Here is a 19,073-nt window from a genome sequence, read left to right on the forward strand (position 1 = left end):
CTCCCCGGTTTGCCAACGCCCTTTAGCAGTATTATCCAAACTTGCAAGGCCCACAGATAAAATTCCTTGCCAAAGAATGTAATTTTCTATTTACACCGTCCCGGTCGCGGGCTAGATTGAAGTTTCTTCATCGCAGTCATTTAGCAGGAAACTTGGTCATGCAGCATCAAACCGACGACGTTCGTATCAGTGAAATCAAAGAGTTATTGCCCCCGGTTGCGGTGCTTGAGAAGTTTCCGGCGACCGAGACCGCCTCGTCCACCGTGTTTGAATCCCGTCAGGCCATCCACAACATCCTGGCCGGTGACGATCAGCGCCTGCTGGTGGTGATAGGTCCCTGCTCCATCCATGATCCGGTGGCCGCCCTGGAATACGGCAAGCGCCTCAAGACCCTGCGCGACGAGCTGAAAGATCAGCTGGAGATCGTGATGCGGGTCTACTTCGAGAAGCCGCGCACCACGGTCGGCTGGAAGGGGCTGATCAACGACCCCTACCTCGACAACAGCTGCCAGATCAATGACGGCCTGCGCCTGGGTCGCAAGCTGTTGCTGGATCTCAACGACATGGGGCTGCCGACCGCCTCCGAGTTCCTCGACATGATCACCCCGCAATACGTGGCGGATCTGATGAGCTGGGGTGCCATCGGTGCCCGTACCACAGAATCCCAGGTGCACCGCGAGCTGGCCTCCGGTCTCTCCTGCCCGGTGGGCTTCAAGAACGGCACCGACGGCACCATCAAGGTGGCCATCGATGCCATCGGCGCCGCCAGCGCCCCGCACCACTTCCTGTCAGTGACCAAGTACGGCCACTCCGCCATCGTCTCGACCGCCGGCAACCCGGATTGTCACATCATATTGCGCGGCGGCCGCGAGCCGAACTACAGCGCCGCCCACGTGGATGAGGTGGTGAAGGGGTTGGACAAGGCGGGTCTGCCGCAGAAGGTGATGATCGACTTCAGCCACGCCAACAGCAGCAAGCAGTTCAAGAACCAGATGCTGGTGGCCGAGGACGTGGCCGGTCAGCTGCGCGCCGGCAGCAAGGCGGTGTTCGGTGTCATGGTGGAGAGCCACCTGGTGGAAGGGCGTCAGGATCTGGTGGAAGGGTGCGAGCTCACCTTCGGCCAGAGCATCACCGATGCCTGCATCGGCTGGGCCGATACCGAGGTGCTGCTGCGCAATCTGGCCGATGCGGTCGCCACCCGCAACGCACTCTGAAGCCGGGGCGGGGATGCCCCGCTCACGGCAATAAAAAAGCGCGACCTCGGTCGCGCTTTTTGTTGGCTCGGGAAGAGGGGGCTTACTTGGCCCGCTCCTGGTGGCCACGCAGGCGGATGTTGATCATCTCCACCACCAGCGAGAAGGCCATGGCGAAGTAGATGTAACCCTTCGGAATGTGCAGATCCAGCCCTTCGGCCATCAGGGCGACCCCGACCAGGATCAGGAAGGAGAGGGCCAGCATCTTGATGGTGGGGTGGGTGTCGACGAAGTCGCCGATGGCCTTGGCGGCAAACATCATGACACCGACGGCGATGACGATGGCCAGCACCATGACAGGCACGTGGTCCGCCATGCCGACGGCTGTGATGACGGAGTCCAGGCTGAAGATGATGTCGAGGATGGCGATCTGCACCAGTGTCGACATGAAACCGGCGGTCTTGCTCACCATGCCGGGCTCCTCGGCGGCACCCTCCAGGCTCTGGTGGATCTCGTGGGTGCTCTTGGCGATGAGGAACAGGCCCCCCACCAGCAGGATCAGGTCCCGGCCGGAGATGGCTTCATTCAGCACGCTGAACAGCGGCTCGGTGAGGCGCATCACCCAGGCGAGGGAGAGCAGCAGCAGGATGCGGGTGCCCATGGCGAGCCCGAGTCCCAGAATGCGCGCCTTCTGGCGCTGGGCTTCCGGCAGGCGCCCCACCAGGATGGAGATGAAGATGATGTTGTCGATGCCCAGCACGATCTCGAGCAGGGTCAGGGTGGCGAGCGCGACCCAGGCGGAGGGGTCAGCAATCCATTCCAGCATGATAGAACCTTGGTTGAACTTTGATTGAGGGGTGAAGTCGCGCATTCTAGCAGGGGGTTATGGCTTGTCCCAGTGGCGGGAAAAGATAAAAATGGCAGCCATCCAACGGGAGGAAAACATGTTTCGATTAGGGCTCATCATCAACCCCATCGCCGGCATCGGCGGGGCCGTCGGTCTCAAGGGCAGCGACGGCATGGTGGCCGAGGCGCTGGCGCGGGGCGCCGTCCCCAAGGCCCGGGAGCGGGCCCGCCAGGCCCTGCTGCCCCTGTGCGAGCTGACCACGCCGTTCGAGCTGCTGACGGTGGCCGGGGAGATGGGGGAGACGCTCGCCGCCGAGCTGCATCTGCCTCATCGCATCGTCTACCAGCCAGCCGGGGCCCAGACCTGCGCCGAGGACACCCGGGCCGCCGCCCTGGCCCTGCGGGAGGCGGGGGTGGATCTGCTGCTGTTCGCCGGTGGTGACGGCACAGCCCGGGACATCTGCGCGGCGGTGGGGGAGTCCTGCCACGTGCTCGGCATCCCGGCGGGGTGCAAGATCCACTCCGGGGTCTACGGGGTGACCCCGGCGGCGAGTGGCCGGGTGGCGGCGCGGATGATAGCGGGTGAGCTCCTGAGTCTGGTGGATGCGGAGGTGATGGACATCGACGAGGAGGCGTTTCGCGCCGGCAAGGTGCGTGCCCGCCACTACGGCCAGCTGCTGGTGCCCGGGGATCTGCGCTACGTCCAGGCGGTCAAGCAGGGGGGACGGGAGTCCGAGGAGCTGGTGCTCGCCGATCTTGCCGCCGGGGTGGTGGAGCAGATGGAGCCCGATACCCTCTACCTGATGGGGTCGGGGAGCACGGTGGCCGCCTGCATGGGGGAGCTCGGTCTCGAAAATACCTTGCTCGGTGTGGATCTGGTGGAAAATGGCCGGCTTATCGGGCAGGATCTCTGCGCCGCCGAGATCCTGACCCGGATCCGCGGCCGTCGCTGCCGCCTGATCATCACCCTGATCGGTGGCCAGGGACATCTGTTCGGGCGCGGAAATCAGCAATTGAGTCCAGACGTGATCCGGGCCGTCGGGCGAGACCATATCCAGGTGCTCGCCACCAAGTCCAAGCTGGCGGCTCTCGAGGGCCGTCCGCTGCTGGTGGATACCGACGATCCGGCACTGAACCGGTCGTTACGTGGTTATCTGCGCATCACCACGGGATACAAGGATCAGGTCATCTACCCGGTGGCCAACCCGGAATAGGACATCAAGGATGCGGCTGGCCTGGCGCCAGAGAGCCGCGATCAACCGGATCGCGGTTCCACTCCCCCGAATTTTTTGCCGGCAATCCCGGAAATGAGGCTGCGTTAAATGACGATTCACGATTTTGAACACAAGTTGTTAGGACTGATCGACGCCATGGTCGCCACGGCCAGCGAGGACGAGCTGTTTGCGGGCGGCTACCTGCGGGGTCATATCTCCCTGGCGGTGGCGCGCGCCGAGCTGGAGGGCAAGACGCTGGTGCGGGACGTAAAGAGCTATGTGCTGCGCAGCCTGAACGAGGCCATCCTGCAGGGGGAGCTCTCCGAGCAGGACGAGGTGCTGGTGCAGGAGATGTGGAAGCGGCTGCAGCAGCAGGCGGAAGCTTGATCCCATTCGCAATTCAAACAGAAGTTTAAGTAATCTGCTTCCCTGAGTGTTATCAAAAGGTTAATAATGAGGCTCGCCTTTTGTTTCAGGGATTAAACTATGGCCTCCACCTCACGCATTGCCACCAAACTGCCGCTCGAGATGCTCTATCACTGGGAGCGGCAGTGTCCCGACCGGATCTATCTTCGCCAGACCATCCACCGCGAATACGTCGACTTCACCTGGGGTGAGGTCGCCGACGAGGCGCGCCGCATGGTGACGGCACTGCGTCATCTGGGGCTGGTGCCGGGGGACAAGGTGGCCCTGCTCTCCAAGAATTGTGCCCAGTGGTTCATCGCCGATCTGGCGATGCAGATGGGGGGCTACGTGAGCGTGCCCATCTACCCGACCGCCAACGTCGACACCATCGAATACGTGCTGCGCCACAGCGAGGCCAAGGCGATCTTCGTCGGCAAGCTGGACGACTGGAAGAGCCAGGAGGCGGGGGTGCCCGCGGATCTGCTGCGCATCGCCCTGCCGTACGACACCATGCCGGCTCCCCACCAGTGGGACGCGCTGCTCGATGCCCATGAGCCCATCCCGGACAGCCCGGTGCAGGCGCCTGACGCCCTGCTGAGCCTGGTCTACACCTCCGGCAGCACCGGCAAGCCCAAGGGCGCCATGCTGAGCGTGGAGCGCTACGCCTGGTCCTGCGAGAAGCTGGTGGAGGCGGTCTCCCTGACGGCGGCGGATCGCGGCTTCTCCTACCTGCCGCTCGCCCACATCACGGAGCGGGTCTACATCTACGGCGGCAGCCTGTTCAGCGGCGCCACCATCGCCTTCCCCGAATCCCTCGACACCTTCATCGAGGACGTCAAGCGCTGCCGTCCCACCGTCTTCATCTCGGTGCCGCGGCTGTGGGCCATGTTCCGCATCAAGATCCACGAGAAGCTGCCCCAGAAAAAGCTGGCGCTGCTGCTCAAGATCCCGCTCATTTCGGGTCTCATCAAGAGCAAGCTGCAGAAGGGGCTGGGGCTGGATCAGGCGCGGGTGCTGGGCTGCGGCTCGGCCCCGGTGGCCCCGGCCCTGCTGGAGTGGTATCACAGCATAGGGCTCGAGATCACCGAGGCCTGGGGCATGACCGAGAACCACGCCTACTCCACCCTCAACTTCCCGTTCCGGGCCGACAAGATAGGCACCGTCGGCAAGGCCGGGCCCGGGGTGACCATCAAGATCTCCGACGAGGGGGAGATCCTCTGCCGCTGCGACGGCATGATGCTGGGCTACTACAAGGATCCCGAGCACAGCCGCGAGGCCATCGATGACGACGGCTGGCTCCACACCGGCGACATGGGCAAGCTGGACCGGGAGGGCTACCTCACCATCACGGGCCGGATGAAGGACGTGTTCAAGACCGCCAAGGGCAAGTACGTGGCCCCGGTGCCCATCGAGGGGCTGCTGGGGCAGGAGCCCATCATAGAGCAGCTGTGCGTCATCGGTTACGGCATGCCGCAGCCGGTCGCCCTGGTGCAACTGGCCGAGAGCGCCATGAAGGGGGACAGGGGAGCGGTCGACGCCCAGCTGGAGGCCGCCCTGACCCGGGTCAACGGCCAGCTCGAGTCCCATGCCCGCCTGCGCGGCATCCTGGTGGTCAAGAGCCCCTGGAATATCGAGAACGGGGTGCTGACCCCCACCATGAAGATCCGCCGTCACCTGCTGGAGCAACAATACGCGGACATCGGGGAACGCTGGTCCGGTGTCCGGACCATCATCTGGGAGTCCTGACAGGGCCGACGAGGGACCTCCCAGGCCCCTCTGGGCATTTGGTAAATCAATGCAAAGCGCCACATCATTAAAAAATCAAATGACAAAGGGGAGCCAGTGGCTCCCCTTTTTGCACTCAACGAACCGGTCTAGACGGCCTGGTACTCCAGCTCCACCAGCCCCAGCGCCTTGAGGGTCGACTGGGCCGAATCCCGCTGGCTGATCTGGCCATCCTTGCTCTCCAGCAGCACGGCGCGGCGCACTGTGGTGAGCGCCTCGCCATTCAGTACCGCGTGGGCGCAGGCCATCTGCATGGGGGGCAGGCTTGGGTTGAAGGCGGCGTTCTCGGCGTAGCGGCCGCAGAAGATACGCCCGTCCTCGAACTGCAGCGCCACCGCGGCATAGCCCTGGCTGTAGGGGGCATAGCTCTGGCGGGCGGCGGCGAGCGCAGCCTGCCACAGGGGGTCGTCGCTCTCGAGCTTGAGCTCGTCGTGAGCCTGGGGGCTCATCAGGGCATCGGTGATCTCCAGATCGGCGGGGCCGAAGGAGTGGGGCAGGAAGGATTGCAGCTCGCTCAAGTCATCCGGCAGGGAGACTTTGAGGGTCTTGGCGGTGCTCAGCTCGTTCATGAACTGGCGGCAGTGACCGCAGGGGGTGTAGTTGACGGTGATTTCACTGATCCCGGTCTCGCCGCCGAGCCAGGCGTTGGAGATGGCGGACTGCTCGGCGTGCACCGAGTGGAACAGCCCCTGGCCCGCAAACTCCATGTTGGCGCCAAAATACCAGGCGCCGCTCAGGCCGCAGGCGATGGCGCCGACGAAGAACCTGGAGATGGGAGCCACCGAGCAGGCGGCCGCCAGCGGCAGCAGGGCCAGGCGCAGGGCCCGATCGTCGAGCCCGGTGGCGGCTTTCAGGGTCGCCACTTGCTCAGGGGTGAAACGGGCCTGGAAATCGTCCCCCAGCATGGGCAGCAGGGCGGCCTGGAGCGGGGCAGAAAGGGTCTCGAATGGCTTGGCAAAGCGGGGATGCATACTGTGTCCTCAAAGGCCAATTGGGGGGCCATTGTAGGGAGCAAGCGCGGCGAAATGTGTGAGCGCGCTCACGCCTTGATGGGCAAAGGGGCGGGGATGGTAAAGGAAACGTTTGTCTTTCGCAATCTGTGCGCTTGCTCGCAGCATCAGGAGAGTGGCTGTGTCCTATGGCTGTGATTGAAGGGCAAGGAGGCCATGGCCGCAGGGGCGACCATGGCGGAGGGGCGCCGGGCTCAGATCAGCCAGTGATAGAGGGCAAACAGCAGGGGGGCGACGGCGGCGGTCAGCACACCGCACACCACCATGGCCAGCGACGAGAAGGCCCCCTGGGTGACCCCCTGCTCGGCGGAGGCTGCGGTGCCGATGGCGTGGGCGCAGGCCCCCATGGCGAGTCCCTGGGCCTCGGGGTCGGTCACCCGCATCAGCCTGAGCAGGGGATAGCCTATCAGGGCCCCCAGTATCCCCACCACCACCACCACGGCGGCGGCGATGGCGGGAATACCGCCGAGGGACTGGCTGACGCTCATGGCGAGCGGCGTGGTGATGGACTTGGTGGCGATGGAGGCGAGCAGCGCCGGATCCGCCCCCATCAGGTGGCCAATGCCTAAGGTGGTGCAGACCGAGATGAGCACAGAGGTGAGGGTGCAGAGGACGATGGGCTTGAGCTTGTCGCGGATCTGGCGGGCCTGCTGGTAGAGGGGCAGCGCCAGCGCCACCACGGCGGGCTCCAGCAGGGCCGTGATGGGGGCGGTGCCACGCTGGTACTGATCCAGCGGCAGATCCAGCCAGAGCAGCAGGCCTATGATGGCGGCGGTGGGGATCAGCACCGGATTGATGACGGGCCAGGGCAGGCGGCGGTAGAGGGCCCGGGTCATGAAATAGAGTGCCAGGGTCAGGGGCAGGGCGAACCAGAACATCATTCTCTGTTCATCCTCTGGTAGAGGTGACCGACGGCGCCCAGGATCAGCACTATGCCGAGCACGACGCAGAGCATGATGAGGCCAAACGACTGGCGCAGGGGCTCGAGCCAGGCCACCAGACCGACGGCGACCGGCACGAACAGGACCCCCATGTGACGCAGCAGCAGGCCGCCCCCCTGCTCGACCCAGGAGAAGCGGATCAGCTGCAGGGAGAGCAGCACGAACAGCAGCAGCATGCCGAGGATGCTGCCGGGGAAGACGAAGGGCAGCAGGGCGGCCAGGGCCTTGCCCGCCAGCAGGCAGGCGATGATGACCAGAAAATCACGGAGGTAGCGCAAGGCGCGTTGCAACAACACGGGGGCCTCATCTTGGCAACTGTGAGCGAGGTCGCAGTTTAACAGGCACGGGGGGCATGGAACAGGGTCAACTGACCCGCAGGGGATACAATGGCCCCGGCATCATCCCCATTCACCAGAAGGAGTTCCCATGTCGTACACCTCTCTCCTGGCCAGGTTGCGCCAGTTGCCCGCCGATCCCGCCCTGCCTCCCCAGCTGCTGCAAACCCGTCAGTGGGACGGCCCCCTGTGCCGGGTGAGGCTGGACAACAGGGGGGACAGCCCCGAGGCCGTGCGCCACTGGCGGCTGTTTGAGGGGGATCTTGGCCTCTCTCCCGACGCAGCCATCTACGGGGAGGGGTTCCAGATGCTGGCCCAGACCGGGGGACGCTGGAACGCCCCCGAGCACCTGGGCCGCTGCCCCGATGCGTCTGTCTATCGCATCACGGACGACGACGGCTACCACACGGTGCACAACCTGCTGCTGGTGGCGCAGGAGGGGGGCTGGCTGCTACTGGCGTTCGCGAGCTGCCAGCGCTTTGGTGGGGAGTTTCGCCTCTACCCGGACGGGCGCCTCGAGATAGTGATGAACGCCGAAGGGCGCACCCTCGCACCCGGCCAGCACTGGCAGAGCGAGGCGCTGATCTGCCTGGAGGGGCCGGACAGGGAGGTCCTGCTGGGGGCGCTGGCGGACTATATCGAGGCCGAGCACCCTTCGCTGGTGAACGAGGTGCCCGCGCGCCCGAATGGCTGGTGCTCCTGGTATCACTACTATGCGGACGTGAGCGCCGCCGACATTCGCGAGAACCTGGCGGTGCGGGCGATGCGTTTCCCGGCCCTGCGCTACGTGCAGATAGACGACGGCTATCAGGCGAAAATGGGGGACTGGCTCACCCCTTCCCCCAAGTTCGAGCAGGGGGTGGCAACCCTGGCCGGGGAGATCCGCGCCGCCGGCTGCGAGCCCGCGCTCTGGGTCGCCCCCTTTATCGCCGAGCCGGGCTCCCGGGTTTTCCAGCAGCACCCCGACTGGTTCGTGAAGGGGGAGGATGGCCTGCCGCTCCCCTCGGAGCGGGTCACCTACGGCGGCTGGCGCTGCACCCCCTGGTATGTGCTGGACGGCACCCATCCCGAGGTGCAGGCCCACCTCGAGCAGGTGTTTCGCACCCTGCGCGAGCAGTGGGGCATCCACTACTTCAAGCTCGATGCGAACTTCTGGGGCGCCATCCACGGCGGGCGCTTCCACGACCCCGCCACCACCCGGGTCGAGGCCTATAGACTCGGCATGGCCGCCATCCTGCGCGGGGCGGGGGAGGGGGCCTTCCTGCTCGGTTGCAACGCCCCCATCTGGCCAAGCCTTGGCCTGGTGCACGGCATGCGGGTGAGCGATGACGTGGAGCGCCAGGGCCGGCGTTTTCGCCAGATAGCGCGGGAAGCCTTCTGCCGCGCCTGGCAAAACGACAGGCTCTGGGCGCTGGATCCCGACTGCGTCTGCCTGCGGGATATCCCGGGCCAGCACGCCAGCCGCGCCGAGTACGACTTCCACCTGGCCGCCCTGGTGGCGAGCGGTGGCATGGTGCTGGCGGGGGACCGATTGCAGGATCTGGACGAGGGGCAGGGGGCGCACCTTAGCAAGCTGCTGGCCCTGTGCGCGGCGCGCACCCCGGCGGCCCGCTTCGATGACATGGGGTTTGGCCGCGCTCGGGTGGCCCTGCCGGGGGGCGGCGAGTTGCTCTGCCTGTTCAACTGGGACGAGCAAGCCACAAAGATGGTGCTGCCGGCGGGGGGCAGGGATTTCTGGGACGACACCCCCCTGGGGGAGACGCTGGAACTGGCGGGGGGACAGGGGGCGGTGATCCGCTACTCCTGAATGCCGCACTCAGCAAAAAGGCTCCCTCGGGAGCCTTTTTATCGGGTGGGGTTGACCCCTAGAAGTGCCACTCCATCCCGATGGCGTAGTTGGCGGAGCCATAGCCCGGGATCTCGTTGCTGGAGGCGAGCGCCTTGAGGGTCAGGCGGGCGCTGAGGGGAATGCCGAGCCCCATGCCGATGGCGACCTCGTCGCTCTGATCCCCCATCATGTCCACCCGCAGGGTGCGGTAGAGGGAGAGATCCTGGCTCATCTGGGCATAGATCTGGGACGACTTGTTGTAGAGCTGGCCGAAGATCTCCATCTGGAAGCCGTTCTGGGGCGTGATGGCCAGGGGAATGCCGGCGAAGCGATAGAGATCCGAGTGGTTGAAATAGCTGTTGGTGATCTGGGGGGTGAAGTCGGTCTGCTGATAGAGGGTATTGAAGTTGCGCTCGATGAGCCGATAGGTCTGCTCCGGCAGACGCAGCAGATAGTCCGGCACTTCGAAACGTACCCCGGCCAGGGTGCTCTGGGGCAGCAAGGCACAGGCGACAAGGGTGAGAGCAGGCAGTACTGAGCGCATAAAACGTGAGATCCCCAACAGTCGAGGCGCGGCATCCATGCCGGCAGCGCATGTAATTATCAAACTATCAGGAGCTTGGCTCCCCTGCTCATTATGTCGCGAGCGCGGGGAGCCGACAGGGTTTTATGTGTGAAACGCCTCACATCTCATAGATCTTCCAGGTAGTGATAGAGACTCTTCAGGATCGCAAAGTTCCGTTCGTTACCCTGATTCTGCTCCGCCAGCGCCTCGAGACGGGGCACATAGTCCGGCAGACGGCGGCTGAAGTAGTCGCTGCAGTGCAGGCGCCAGCGCTTCTGCTCCGCCTCGCTCAGGGTGTGGGGCCAGTTGCGGGCGCGGTAGCGGAACAGCATCTGGGGCAGGCGCGGGTCGCTGAAGGCAAACTCCCGCTCACCCAGCAGCTCCGCCGGGGTGGCGCGCACCAGATCCATGGTGGACTTGTCGCCGTGGCCGAAGAAACCGGCGTAGAGCTGGGTATCGGGATCGCCGTCGTTGCTGCCGGCAAACTCCTGATTGAACACCTCCACCAGTTTTTCCCGCACCTCTGGGTGGGCCCGCAGCAGATCCAGGCTCTTGCGGCACTGCTCCCGGTCGATGCCAAGCTGGTCGGCCCGCTCCGGGGTCAGGGTGGCGGCTGGCGCCAGCACCGGACACTTGTTGATGTGCACCAGCTTCACCGGAATACCCGCCAGATCCCCCAGCTCCTCTTTCCTGGTGTAGAGGCGCTCGCGGATCTCCTCGCTCGTGAGCTCGATGAGGGGGGTGGGGTCACGGGTCAGATCCACCATGATCACCGCGTTCTGGTTGCTGGGGTGCCAGGCGAGCGGCGACACCCAGCTTGCGCACCCCTGCCAGGGGGAGAACATGCCGGAGACGTGCACCAGCGGCTTCATGGTCACCACGTCGATGAGGGCCTTCACCTTGTTCTTGTTGCGCAGGGCAAACAGGTAGTCAAACAGCTTGGGCTGGGCCTTTTTCACCAGCTTGGCCATCTCTATGGTGGCCAGCACGTCCGAGAGCGCATCGTGAGCGTTGGCGTGGGCCACGCCGTTGGCCACCGTCAGCCTCTCCAGCTTGAAGCTCGGTTTGCCCTCGTCGTCCTGGGCCCACTCTATCCCCTCCGGGCGCAGGGCGTAGCAGGCCCGCAGCATGTCGAGGATATCCCAGCGGGAGTTGCCGTTCTGCCAGGCGTAGGCATAGGGGTCATAGAAGTTGCGATACAGGGTGTAGCGGGTCACCTCGTCATCGAAGCGGATGCTGTTGTAGCCCAGCACACAGGTGTTCGGGGTGGCGAACTGCTCGTGGATCTGGCGAATGAAGTCCGCCTCGCACAGCCCATCCTTCATCGCCTTCTGCGGCGTGATGCCGGTGATGAGGCAGGCTTCCGGCTCCGGCAGGTAATCCGCCGGCGGCTTGCAATAGATCACCAGCGGCTCGCCGATGAGGTTGAAATCCGCGTCGGTGCGAATGCCCGCAAACTGCGACGGCCTGTCCCTGGCGGGACTGATGCCGAAGGTCTCGTAGTCGTGGAAATAGAAGGTAGGATTTGTCTGCTGGTTCATTTCGTGGTTCTGAATTGTGTCTATATGCTTGAAAAACAAGTCGTTATACGGAGTGTTATCTCAGATTGTCTCACTTTGTCCGATCTTGATTCAGTCCGTTTCAGACCAGTTTGGTACATATCTGTGTACACGTTAGGACGCGTTAATGTGTCAGTGAAAAATCAGATGACCAGTCACAGGAGAGTCATATGCCACTTACTGATACGAAGCTACGGGCCCTCTATGGTAAGCCCTACTTTGGCAAGACGGAATTGTCAGACCGTGATGGACTGTCAGCTCGGGTCACCGAGCGAGGCACCATCTCGTGGCAATATCGCTATCGCTGGCAAGGAAAAGCAGCGAGACTCAAAATTGGACGCTATCCCGACCTTAAACTCGCTGATGCCAGGGCGTTGATCCCTGCTATCCGTGGTGTACTTGAGCGTAATGAACATCCCAGAGTTTTCTGGGATAAGCTCCACCAGAAGCATGATGTCACACTGAAACAGTGCTGCGAGCATTTTCGTGAGCACCATCTGCCCAAGCTGCGGCCCCGTACGGTCATGCTCTATGAGCATACCATGCAGCGCTATTTCGAACCTCTGTTTATTGGTATTCCGGTTGAACAGATCCCGTTTTCGAGCTGGCTGGAGTGGTTTGATAAGATTGGCAAGAAAAAGCCGAAAAACGCTGGGCATTTATTGCGCAGGTTAAAATCCATTCTTAGTTTTTGTATTCGGCGTAATCTCATTGGCGGTTCCCCGGTGTTGAAATTACGCACCGAAGATGTTGGCTCTCAACCTGAGAGAGGTACTCGTGTGCTGACCATGCGTGAACTCGCTCAGATTTGGATTGCATTCGAACAGAGCAGGGCCAGCCGCGGATTAAAATTGGCTGCCAAACTGGTGATCCTGCTGGGCTGTCGTAGCGGCGAGGCATTGGGGGCGCAGTGGAGTGAGTTTAATCTGGAGGAGCAAATTTGGACGGTTCCCGCTGCTCGTGCCAAAAGCGGGGCGCCAATACGTCGGCCTATTCCTACCCGGGTGATGATGTTGCTGCAAGAAGCGGCGGCGAAATCTCGGCTAAAGGGCGGCCCTGTATGTCGCTCACCTGTGAATCCAAAAATGCCATTAAGTAGTGCATCTCTTATCCAGCTTGCAGAGCGAGTGCGAGAGAAACTGGATCTTCCGTATTGGCGTATGCATGACATGCGTCGTACGCTGAGTACGCGTCTATCGGAGGAACGAGTCATGCCACAGGTAACCGAGAAAATGCTTGGTCACAGGATGGCCGGTGTCATGGCTATTTACAATCTCCATGATTGGATTGATGAGCAACGTGAGGCATATGAGTTATGGGATACAAAAATAATGGAGGCAGTAAAATCCTTGCAGGATATTTAAATATAACTGAACCATAAGATGGTGTGATTCATCATCTAAGATGAGTGTTTTTCCCTTGATATCCAGCTATTTACCGCTGCGGCCGAATAAAAGCCTTTATTGATAGGTGGTGGAAATTTGTCTTCTTTAATCCATCTGTACAGCGTCGATCTGGATATGCCAAGTTTTTTAATAATGTTTTTGTCCTTATTAGTGCTGGTTCGTTGTTGTTCATATAGCCTCCTGTTTTTTAGGAGGTTAAACATGATTGGTATATGTGTCAATTTACCATATTTTTAGACGGCTTGCTTTTATGATATAGAAAAACAAGTCGTCATTTTCATACTGCTAAAATCAATTTAATAATTGTTTTTGTGTATTATAGAAGCAATAAAAAAGGCTATGGAACAATATGGCTTATGGTCATGACATGTAAATTTTAATAACAATTATGGCTCGTTTTAGCTCTCGATAGTTGGGTATAGAGTGTGTTCGTGTTGTTAAGTCAACGGGTGGCTCTATTCATTATTGGTAAAGTTGTAAAAGTGATTGGATAGGTTAGCCCCGAGGGGTAATAAAGTGGGGGTTAAGCAGAGAGTTAATAAAGTCTTTGTGTTTCATGGGATTGTGAATCCGTTCACAAATCATGACGTTTTTTTAAAAACATCATGCCACGCATTGCAAATGGGATTCGTTGGAATATTGTTTGCGGTTTCATATGGTTATACTAGTTCCGGAGAAACTATTGATGTCAAAGCTACTCCTTATGGCTGCAACCTTGGTTGCAAGCAATGCGGTGATGGCCACTACGGTTATTGATGTAAACGTAATGGTTCCTAAATCCATCGTTGATCAAGATGGTGCCGAAAAAGTGTTTAACACTATTCACCAGCGCGTAGCGGCTATGGACGAGTATTACACTAGTCAACGCACCGGCATCGTCAAAAATGGCAATCCTGAGAACCTGCATTTCGAGGTGAAGCAGATCCTCGTTATGAGCGATACCGTCCTGAACCCGACGTGTAAAACAGGCTACTCAGCCGCGGTTGTTCTGCTCAACGAAAAGGTTATCGGTGTTCGTAGCTCATATGGCCCGAACTTCGGCATCATGGCGCCTCCGCTGTGGGACGGTGTATGCACTAACGAGCAGGACATTCAAGACCTGACCTTCGCTGCGCACAGCTCTGGTGCCGATTATGTGGATCACCACCAAGGGCGGCCCAGATGGCAAGTTTGATGGGATGGCTACTTCCGGCGCTGATTTTATGGTGAGTCGTTATGACACCACCCCTGATACCTACGCACATGAAGCATTCCACCTGTTCGGCGCAGAAGATCTTTACAACCGTAAAGGTGCAGAAGGATTCTGCGACCAAGGAGGCATCTGGGCTGGTCGTCTGATGTGTGGTTACGGTGATCTGACCAAGAACAACATGTTCGGTGGCAGTCCTTCTGCCATTGACCAAGGGGATATTTACCCTTACGGTCCAAGCGAGAGGTATTTACTCCAAAACTTCTACAACAACCCTGACAGCCCTGATGCCGCTCGCCTGTTGACGATGCCAGATGGCAACCTCCGCGCTTACTACGGATGGACAAAAGGCACTGGTGCAGGCGTCATGCCGAGTGCAGACGTTGCTGATCGCACTTTCACAATGAAAGTAGACAGCACTACCCTGACTAATGCGAAGCCGTACATCGATGTTACCATCACTGCCTCTGGCACTGATGCTGCCGGTAAGCGTCTCTCTGTAGAGCTGTATAGCGAGTCTGGCAGCGCGGTTGTGGGCCAGCACTACAACGATGGTATCTCGCAACTGGTGCGCTTTGACCCGACTACTGGACAAACTGCACTGGATGCCGCAGGCAACCCGACCTACACAGTGCGCGTGACAGCGCGTGACCTGGCGTTCGTCGGTTCCAAGAGCTTTACCCTCGGCCTGCGTAGCGGTACTGGCGGTAATGTGATTACCCAGCCAATCGTTATCACTGTGCAAGGTGCCAACACTGATGATGGTCGCAACGATGGTGGTGACAACGGTGGCGGTGGTTCGACAGGACCGATCTCATTGCTGACTTTGGTTATCTGCGGGTTGGTTCGCCGGCTTAAAATGAGCCGATAAGCCTTGTACCAATACCTTTCATCAATATGGCAAGGTGGCCAAGCTGCGTTGGCATGGTGAGTCGCCAAAGCTAAGAGATGTTATGAGTGTTGCCGGGAATCATTACGGGTGTCCCCATAATACGAATTCCGATTAAATGTTTTATTACAATCAAGGCTCCCGCCATGTCGGGAGCCTTTTTTATTTCTATCTCTCTTTGCCGGATGTGCGGAGAAGCCGGACATCATGGCGCCAGGGTTAACCTGGTCGCATTTGTAGGTCTGCACTCTTGAGCTTGAAGGTACAGCCTTGCTGGATGAGCTCCTCCCGGTTGGCCAGCACCAGCGGGTAGAGCAGGGGATGTTGTTGGTGTTCACCGTTATAGCTCACTTGCATCCGTTCTAGTGCATAGTGCATCAAAGGGATGCGCTGGCTGATCAGCATCTTGCCATCTGGCATGGCGTAGTCGCTGGCAATGATGGCTTGCTGCCCTTGACTAAGACTTGAATTGGGAACGACTACCGCAGTCACCTGGGTGTTCCACTCCAGATCCTGCTCCCGGCCGTGAGGAGAGGCATCCAGCAGATCCGGTTCGCCCCGAAAACGACTCATCACAAAATCCAGATATTCCCCTTTCTTCTCGCAGTAGGCACGTACGTGCCAGCGGATCCCGTCATAGACCAGAGTGTGAGGCACGATATTGCGGCCGCTCTGCTCCTCTGAACTGAGGGATACGTAATCGACATCGACCCGCAGTTGGCCGCGCGCCGCCTGCACCAGACCCCGCACAATCTTGGGGTCGATATGGCGGTTCGGCACATCCAGGATCTCGATATGGCCGTAGCGCAAATCCATCAGCGGCAGCGTTAACAGGCCCGCTTCATGTTGGCGCTGGTGCTGCTTTTCACGGTGTAGCAGCATCAGGTACTCATCCACTTTTCCCTCACTAAAGCGCGGGACAAAGTGCTCTGTGGGTTTGTATCCCTTCAGGCTTCTGTCATAGACCAGCCCTTCCGGTGAGTAGTGGGTCAGGTAGTGGTTGATATCCCGCGACGCCTGTTGGCGGCCGATATTGAAGGCGGTCATCAAATGATTGGTGGTCAGCCGTCCTTCCCACTGCAAGACGATCTCCAGCAGACGAAAACGCAGGGTTTGATCCCAGGTGAGCTCTTTGGGTGCCATACGTGCTCCAAAATGCGACATGTTTATGTAACCAGTATCGTCATGAGTGTACAGGCTACATATAATGAGTCCATCGAAATGAGCGCCAAAGGAACATGTCATGAACGGGAAGCTGGATAGTGCGTACAGCTATCACGCCGCGTGCCGGATGCAGCAGCGCGGTATTGCTCCCGAGCTGGTAGAGCTGCTGCTGAGCATTGGACGTTCTTCTTATCACCAAGGGTGCGAACTGGTTTATCTCGATCGCAAAGGAGTGGCCATGCTGCAAGCCGAGTACGGATTGCCAGCGGAATGCTGCCAGCGTCTGCGCCGTCACTATCTGGTCCTGCAAAACGGCGAGATTGTCACCGTCGGTCATAAAACTACTCACTTCAAACGCGATCGTCACTGAGGCGCTATGAACTCAAGACTGTTATCGGATCAGGCGGCCATGCCCCTGATCAGGGGGATCTATTGCCTGCTGTCAGCCGAGCGGGCTAAGGAGCTGACCGCTCTGCTTGCCAAAGGCGCGTTTCACCAAGAGGGTGAGACTTCACCGCTGGCGGTGGTGACGGCCTTGGCTATCCATGTCGAGCAACATCGGCTGGATTGCACGTCACAGCTCATCTATCTGGGGCGTGAGCAACTGATGGCCGGTGCTGCCGATTTGCTGGGGGAGGATGTCCGCTTTGAAGAGCAAGATGCGTTTCGTCTGTTGGCGCTGCTACTCGACAAATTACTGCGGGGAGGGCGCGGCAGCCGTCAGGCCAAGCTGGATGGACTTACGCCAAGCGTGATGGAGCAGCGGGCGCTGGCGGCCACATCCCCGAATAGCGGCGCTGTGGTGCGCGGCAGTTGGCGGCGCAAGTCACGCAATCAGCTGGGCCATGCCAGCTGGCTGGATGTAGTGGAGGCAGCCCTCTGGTGCTTCTGGCATGGTGACGATTTGGCAAGCGGCGAAGTGCTACTCGGTGTGCAGCTGGGCAGGGATGAGCGGGTGCGGTTGGTCTATGGTCTGTTAGCCGGGGCTTTCTATCTGTCAGATCGGACGGATTGAAGCCGCGGAGCCATCGCAGCCCGCCATCTTGCGACTGATTAACCAGCCAGCTCAACCACCGGATAACAGGCATCTCCCCACAGGGTATCGGGATGGGTCATCATCAACTCGATGATCACCGGCACCAGTTTGCCGAGCAGGTTGGCACAATCCTTCAGTTGTTTGCGATTGACCGAGCTGTTCCAGGTCGCACCGCCATGAACTAACTGGTTGCGCAAGGTATAGAGGCGGTTAAACACCACGCCCAGCAACTGTGGGGTGTTGCTGCTGGCGAGGGCCTGGTTTGCCATCTTCTTGCCTTGTGCCAGCCGCTCCTTCCACTGGGCTTCGCTTATTTTGCCGCTGTGATAATCCCAGAAGCCTTGCAGTACAAACGGGGTATCCAGCAGTATGCGGATACTGCCAGAGAACTCCTGCCAAACCAGATGCTCGATCTTTTTGTGCTCATCCAGGTCGCACAGTTTCTCCAGAAAGCCTTTGAAGGTCTCCTGTTCAGAGAGGCGACGATCGTCATCGATTTCAGTGGCATAAGCCGCATTGAACGCAATCCAGAGAAAGATAAAGCGGCCATCTTCATCTTCGGCCATTTCAGCACGTTGCAGCCAGCTTAAGGCACGATGAACTCGCAGGTTGAGGTTGCTGGGAGAGTGTTCACGCAGAGTCCGGTGACGAGTTTTCAACTGTTCAAAATTCAACGACGATCTCCTTCTCAAGCAGATGAATTGCCAGCTTTGACAACCATACTCTCTGTCCTGCTGCTTGATCATCAGGTTGGTGAGGAACTGGCTGGAATAGCAATGTGGTGATAGCAGTGGCTACGTGCGGATGACACCCTTCAGCGTTGCAATGGCCAGCTCCACCATGGTGGCCGACGATTGTTCCAGTGGGGCATGGTGGCACTCGGGACAGGCCTCAAACCAGGTGTGGCCACGTACCATAACGTCGCTCTTGGGAACAACCGTCTTGTGCCAGCCACATGTTGGGCAGCGATAAGTAGAAGGGGGTGGTTGTATCGGCATGATATCCCTCAGGCAAGTTCCATTTGGCCTAGAGTAACACGGCTCAAATTATTGCAGTGAGCTCCTTGTTCACACTCTTTAGAGTCAAAGTTGTATCCGCCTGAAAACACGACATGTGCAAAACCCCAGTATCGAAGCTGTGCGGCTGGCCCGGTATAGTCAGCCGAGTTCACGTCAGAGGGGATATGCGATGAGTAACCAACCCGGCTTTTGGTTAGCGACACGCCAGTTGTCACTGGCCGCACTGCTGCTGTGTCTAACGCCGCAAATCGTGTTTGCCGCCGACTGCACCTATCGGGAAGATGCGTTGGGCAATACCCGTTATCAGTGTGACGATGGCAAAGAGGGCACCCTGCGTGAGGATGCGCTTGGCAACATAAAAGACTCGGGTACCGGCATTACTTGGCGCACCGATCCGTTGGGCAACCGCAAGGGCAGCGATGGCACCACCTACCGCAAAGACGCACTGGGCCATGTGCGCGGCAGCAATGCCAAAACCGGCGAACAGGTGACGTGGCGTGAGGATAGTCTCGGTAACCTGCGTGCCTCTGATGGCACCGTCTGCCGAACCAACGCGCTGGGGCAACTCAAATGCCGTGGCGAGAGCACACCGCCAGCCTTGCTTGAAGGCAAATGATGGCTTTTGCAGCAAACGGTCGGCGCATCACCCTCTGATGTGATATCAGGCATGGTTGCAACAGGGCCAAGTG

The 19,073-nt window shown here is 59.8% G+C and carries 20 protein-coding genes; 11 read left to right on the forward strand and 9 right to left on the reverse strand.

The genetic code is table 11. From position 1 onward, the window contains the following. Window positions 1–158 precede the first annotated feature (158 nt). The gene (gene aroG, locus AC3WR3_RS01980) at window positions 159–1,214 is read left to right on the forward strand and encodes a 3-deoxy-7-phosphoheptulonate synthase AroG (RefSeq protein WP_265437431.1); all 1,056 of its coding nucleotides are present in this window, start codon (window positions 159–161) and stop codon (window positions 1,212–1,214) included. Between the two features lie 82 nt (window positions 1,215–1,296). Here the strand turns inward: aroG and AC3WR3_RS01985 are convergent, their stop codons facing one another. Next, window positions 1,297–2,019 carry a TerC family protein gene (locus tag AC3WR3_RS01985; RefSeq protein ID WP_404838290.1) on the reverse strand — a complete coding sequence of 241 codons (723 nt, stop codon included), beginning with the start codon at window positions 2,017–2,019 and terminating at the stop codon, window positions 1,297–1,299. Between the two features lie 118 nt (window positions 2,020–2,137). Between AC3WR3_RS01985 and AC3WR3_RS01990 the strand changes: the two genes are divergently transcribed. The 3 genes from AC3WR3_RS01990 to AC3WR3_RS02000 all read left to right on the forward strand — a co-directional run bounded on the left by AC3WR3_RS01990 (window position 2,138) and on the right by AC3WR3_RS02000 (window position 5,404). Further along, complete coding sequence (locus AC3WR3_RS01990) at window positions 2,138–3,253, forward strand: ATP-NAD kinase family protein (protein ID WP_492291010.1); 1,116 nt, start codon at window positions 2,138–2,140, stop codon at window positions 3,251–3,253. 108 nt (window positions 3,254–3,361) lie between these two features. Further along, entirely contained in the window at window positions 3,362–3,640 is a 279-nt protein-coding gene (locus AC3WR3_RS01995; protein ID WP_005332956.1) for a YfcL family protein, read from the forward strand. A gap of 99 nt (window positions 3,641–3,739) precedes the next feature. Beyond that, window positions 3,740–5,404, forward strand: coding sequence for an AMP-binding protein (locus AC3WR3_RS02000; RefSeq protein WP_492291011.1), 1,665 nt, complete (start codon window positions 3,740–3,742; stop codon window positions 5,402–5,404). A 128-nt stretch (window positions 5,405–5,532) separates the two neighbouring features. Here the strand turns inward: AC3WR3_RS02000 and cdd are convergent, their stop codons facing one another. The 3 genes from cdd to AC3WR3_RS02015 all read right to left on the reverse strand — a co-directional run bounded on the left by cdd (window position 5,533) and on the right by AC3WR3_RS02015 (window position 7,690). After that, a complete protein-coding gene (cdd, locus tag AC3WR3_RS02005) occupies window positions 5,533–6,414 on the reverse strand; it encodes a cytidine deaminase (RefSeq protein ID WP_492291012.1) in 882 nt (293 codons plus the stop codon). 233 nt (window positions 6,415–6,647) lie between these two features. Beyond that, the gene (locus AC3WR3_RS02010) at window positions 6,648–7,334 is read right to left on the reverse strand and encodes an LrgB family protein (RefSeq protein WP_368230123.1); all 687 of its coding nucleotides are present in this window, start codon (window positions 7,332–7,334) and stop codon (window positions 6,648–6,650) included. Further along, complete coding sequence (locus AC3WR3_RS02015) at window positions 7,331–7,690, reverse strand: CidA/LrgA family protein (protein WP_139435327.1); 360 nt, start codon at window positions 7,688–7,690, stop codon at window positions 7,331–7,333. The genes AC3WR3_RS02010 and AC3WR3_RS02015 overlap by 4 nt, the downstream gene beginning before the upstream one ends. 130 nt (window positions 7,691–7,820) lie before the next feature. Between AC3WR3_RS02015 and AC3WR3_RS02020 the strand changes: the two genes are divergently transcribed. Then, window positions 7,821–9,536, forward strand: coding sequence for a glycoside hydrolase family 36 protein (locus AC3WR3_RS02020; protein ID WP_492291013.1), 1,716 nt, complete (start codon window positions 7,821–7,823; stop codon window positions 9,534–9,536). Between the two features lie 58 nt (window positions 9,537–9,594). Here AC3WR3_RS02020 and AC3WR3_RS02025 read toward each other — a convergent pair whose 3' ends face one another. Both AC3WR3_RS02025 and sbcB read right to left on the reverse strand, forming a co-directional pair. Continuing rightward, window positions 9,595–10,101 (reverse strand): hypothetical protein, encoded by a 507-nt coding sequence (locus tag AC3WR3_RS02025; RefSeq protein ID WP_139435331.1) that lies wholly within the window; start codon window positions 10,099–10,101, stop codon window positions 9,595–9,597. A gap of 146 nt (window positions 10,102–10,247) precedes the next feature. Continuing rightward, window positions 10,248–11,663 (reverse strand): exodeoxyribonuclease I, encoded by a 1,416-nt coding sequence (sbcB, locus tag AC3WR3_RS02030; protein WP_492291014.1) that lies wholly within the window; start codon window positions 11,661–11,663, stop codon window positions 10,248–10,250. Window positions 11,664–11,851: 188 nt separating this feature from the next. On the opposite strand from sbcB, the gene AC3WR3_RS02035 reads away from it, so the two are divergent. After that, window positions 11,852–13,045, forward strand: coding sequence for a tyrosine-type recombinase/integrase (locus tag AC3WR3_RS02035; RefSeq protein WP_492291015.1), 1,194 nt, complete (start codon window positions 11,852–11,854; stop codon window positions 13,043–13,045). Window positions 13,046–13,080: 35 nt separating this feature from the next. Here the strand turns inward: AC3WR3_RS02035 and AC3WR3_RS02040 are convergent, their stop codons facing one another. After that, window positions 13,081–13,290: a helix-turn-helix transcriptional regulator gene (locus AC3WR3_RS02040; RefSeq protein WP_492291016.1), complete on the reverse strand. Its 210-nt coding sequence runs from the start codon at window positions 13,288–13,290 to the stop codon at window positions 13,081–13,083. 482 nt (window positions 13,291–13,772) lie between these two features. Here AC3WR3_RS02040 and AC3WR3_RS02045 point away from each other — a divergent pair, with 482 nt between their 5' ends. Then, window positions 13,773–14,261, forward strand: coding sequence for an SVAGG family GlyGly-CTERM protein (locus tag AC3WR3_RS02045; RefSeq protein ID WP_492291017.1), 489 nt, complete (start codon window positions 13,773–13,775; stop codon window positions 14,259–14,261). Further along, window positions 14,221–15,147, forward strand: coding sequence for an SVAGG family GlyGly-CTERM protein (locus tag AC3WR3_RS02050; RefSeq protein ID WP_492291018.1), 927 nt, complete (start codon window positions 14,221–14,223; stop codon window positions 15,145–15,147). Before AC3WR3_RS02045 ends, AC3WR3_RS02050 begins: the two co-directional genes overlap by 41 nt. A gap of 237 nt (window positions 15,148–15,384) precedes the next feature. Here the strand turns inward: AC3WR3_RS02050 and AC3WR3_RS02055 are convergent, their stop codons facing one another. Further along, a complete protein-coding gene (locus AC3WR3_RS02055) occupies window positions 15,385–16,308 on the reverse strand; it encodes a BrxR family helix-turn-helix transcriptional regulator (protein WP_492291019.1) in 924 nt (307 codons plus the stop codon). A gap of 100 nt (window positions 16,309–16,408) precedes the next feature. Between AC3WR3_RS02055 and AC3WR3_RS02060 the strand changes: the two genes are divergently transcribed. Then, window positions 16,409–16,699 (forward strand): DUF4258 domain-containing protein, encoded by a 291-nt coding sequence (locus AC3WR3_RS02060; RefSeq protein ID WP_492291020.1) that lies wholly within the window; start codon window positions 16,409–16,411, stop codon window positions 16,697–16,699. A 6-nt stretch (window positions 16,700–16,705) separates the two neighbouring features. Beyond that, the gene (locus AC3WR3_RS02065; RefSeq protein WP_492291021.1) at window positions 16,706–17,344 is read left to right on the forward strand and encodes an ADP-ribosylglycohydrolase; all 639 of its coding nucleotides are present in this window, start codon (window positions 16,706–16,708) and stop codon (window positions 17,342–17,344) included. A 38-nt stretch (window positions 17,345–17,382) separates the two neighbouring features. On the opposite strand, the gene AC3WR3_RS02070 is transcribed toward AC3WR3_RS02065, so the two are convergent. Beyond that, window positions 17,383–18,039: a hypothetical protein gene (locus AC3WR3_RS02070; RefSeq protein ID WP_492291022.1), complete on the reverse strand. Its 657-nt coding sequence runs from the start codon at window positions 18,037–18,039 to the stop codon at window positions 17,383–17,385. A 514-nt stretch (window positions 18,040–18,553) separates the two neighbouring features. On the opposite strand from AC3WR3_RS02070, the gene AC3WR3_RS02075 reads away from it, so the two are divergent. After that, a complete protein-coding gene (locus tag AC3WR3_RS02075) occupies window positions 18,554–19,000 on the forward strand; it encodes a hypothetical protein (protein WP_492291023.1) in 447 nt (148 codons plus the stop codon). Window positions 19,001–19,073: the final 73 nt, after the last annotated feature.

It is taken from the genome of Aeromonas sp. EU05-FHT14A05 (genome assembly GCF_058791175.1).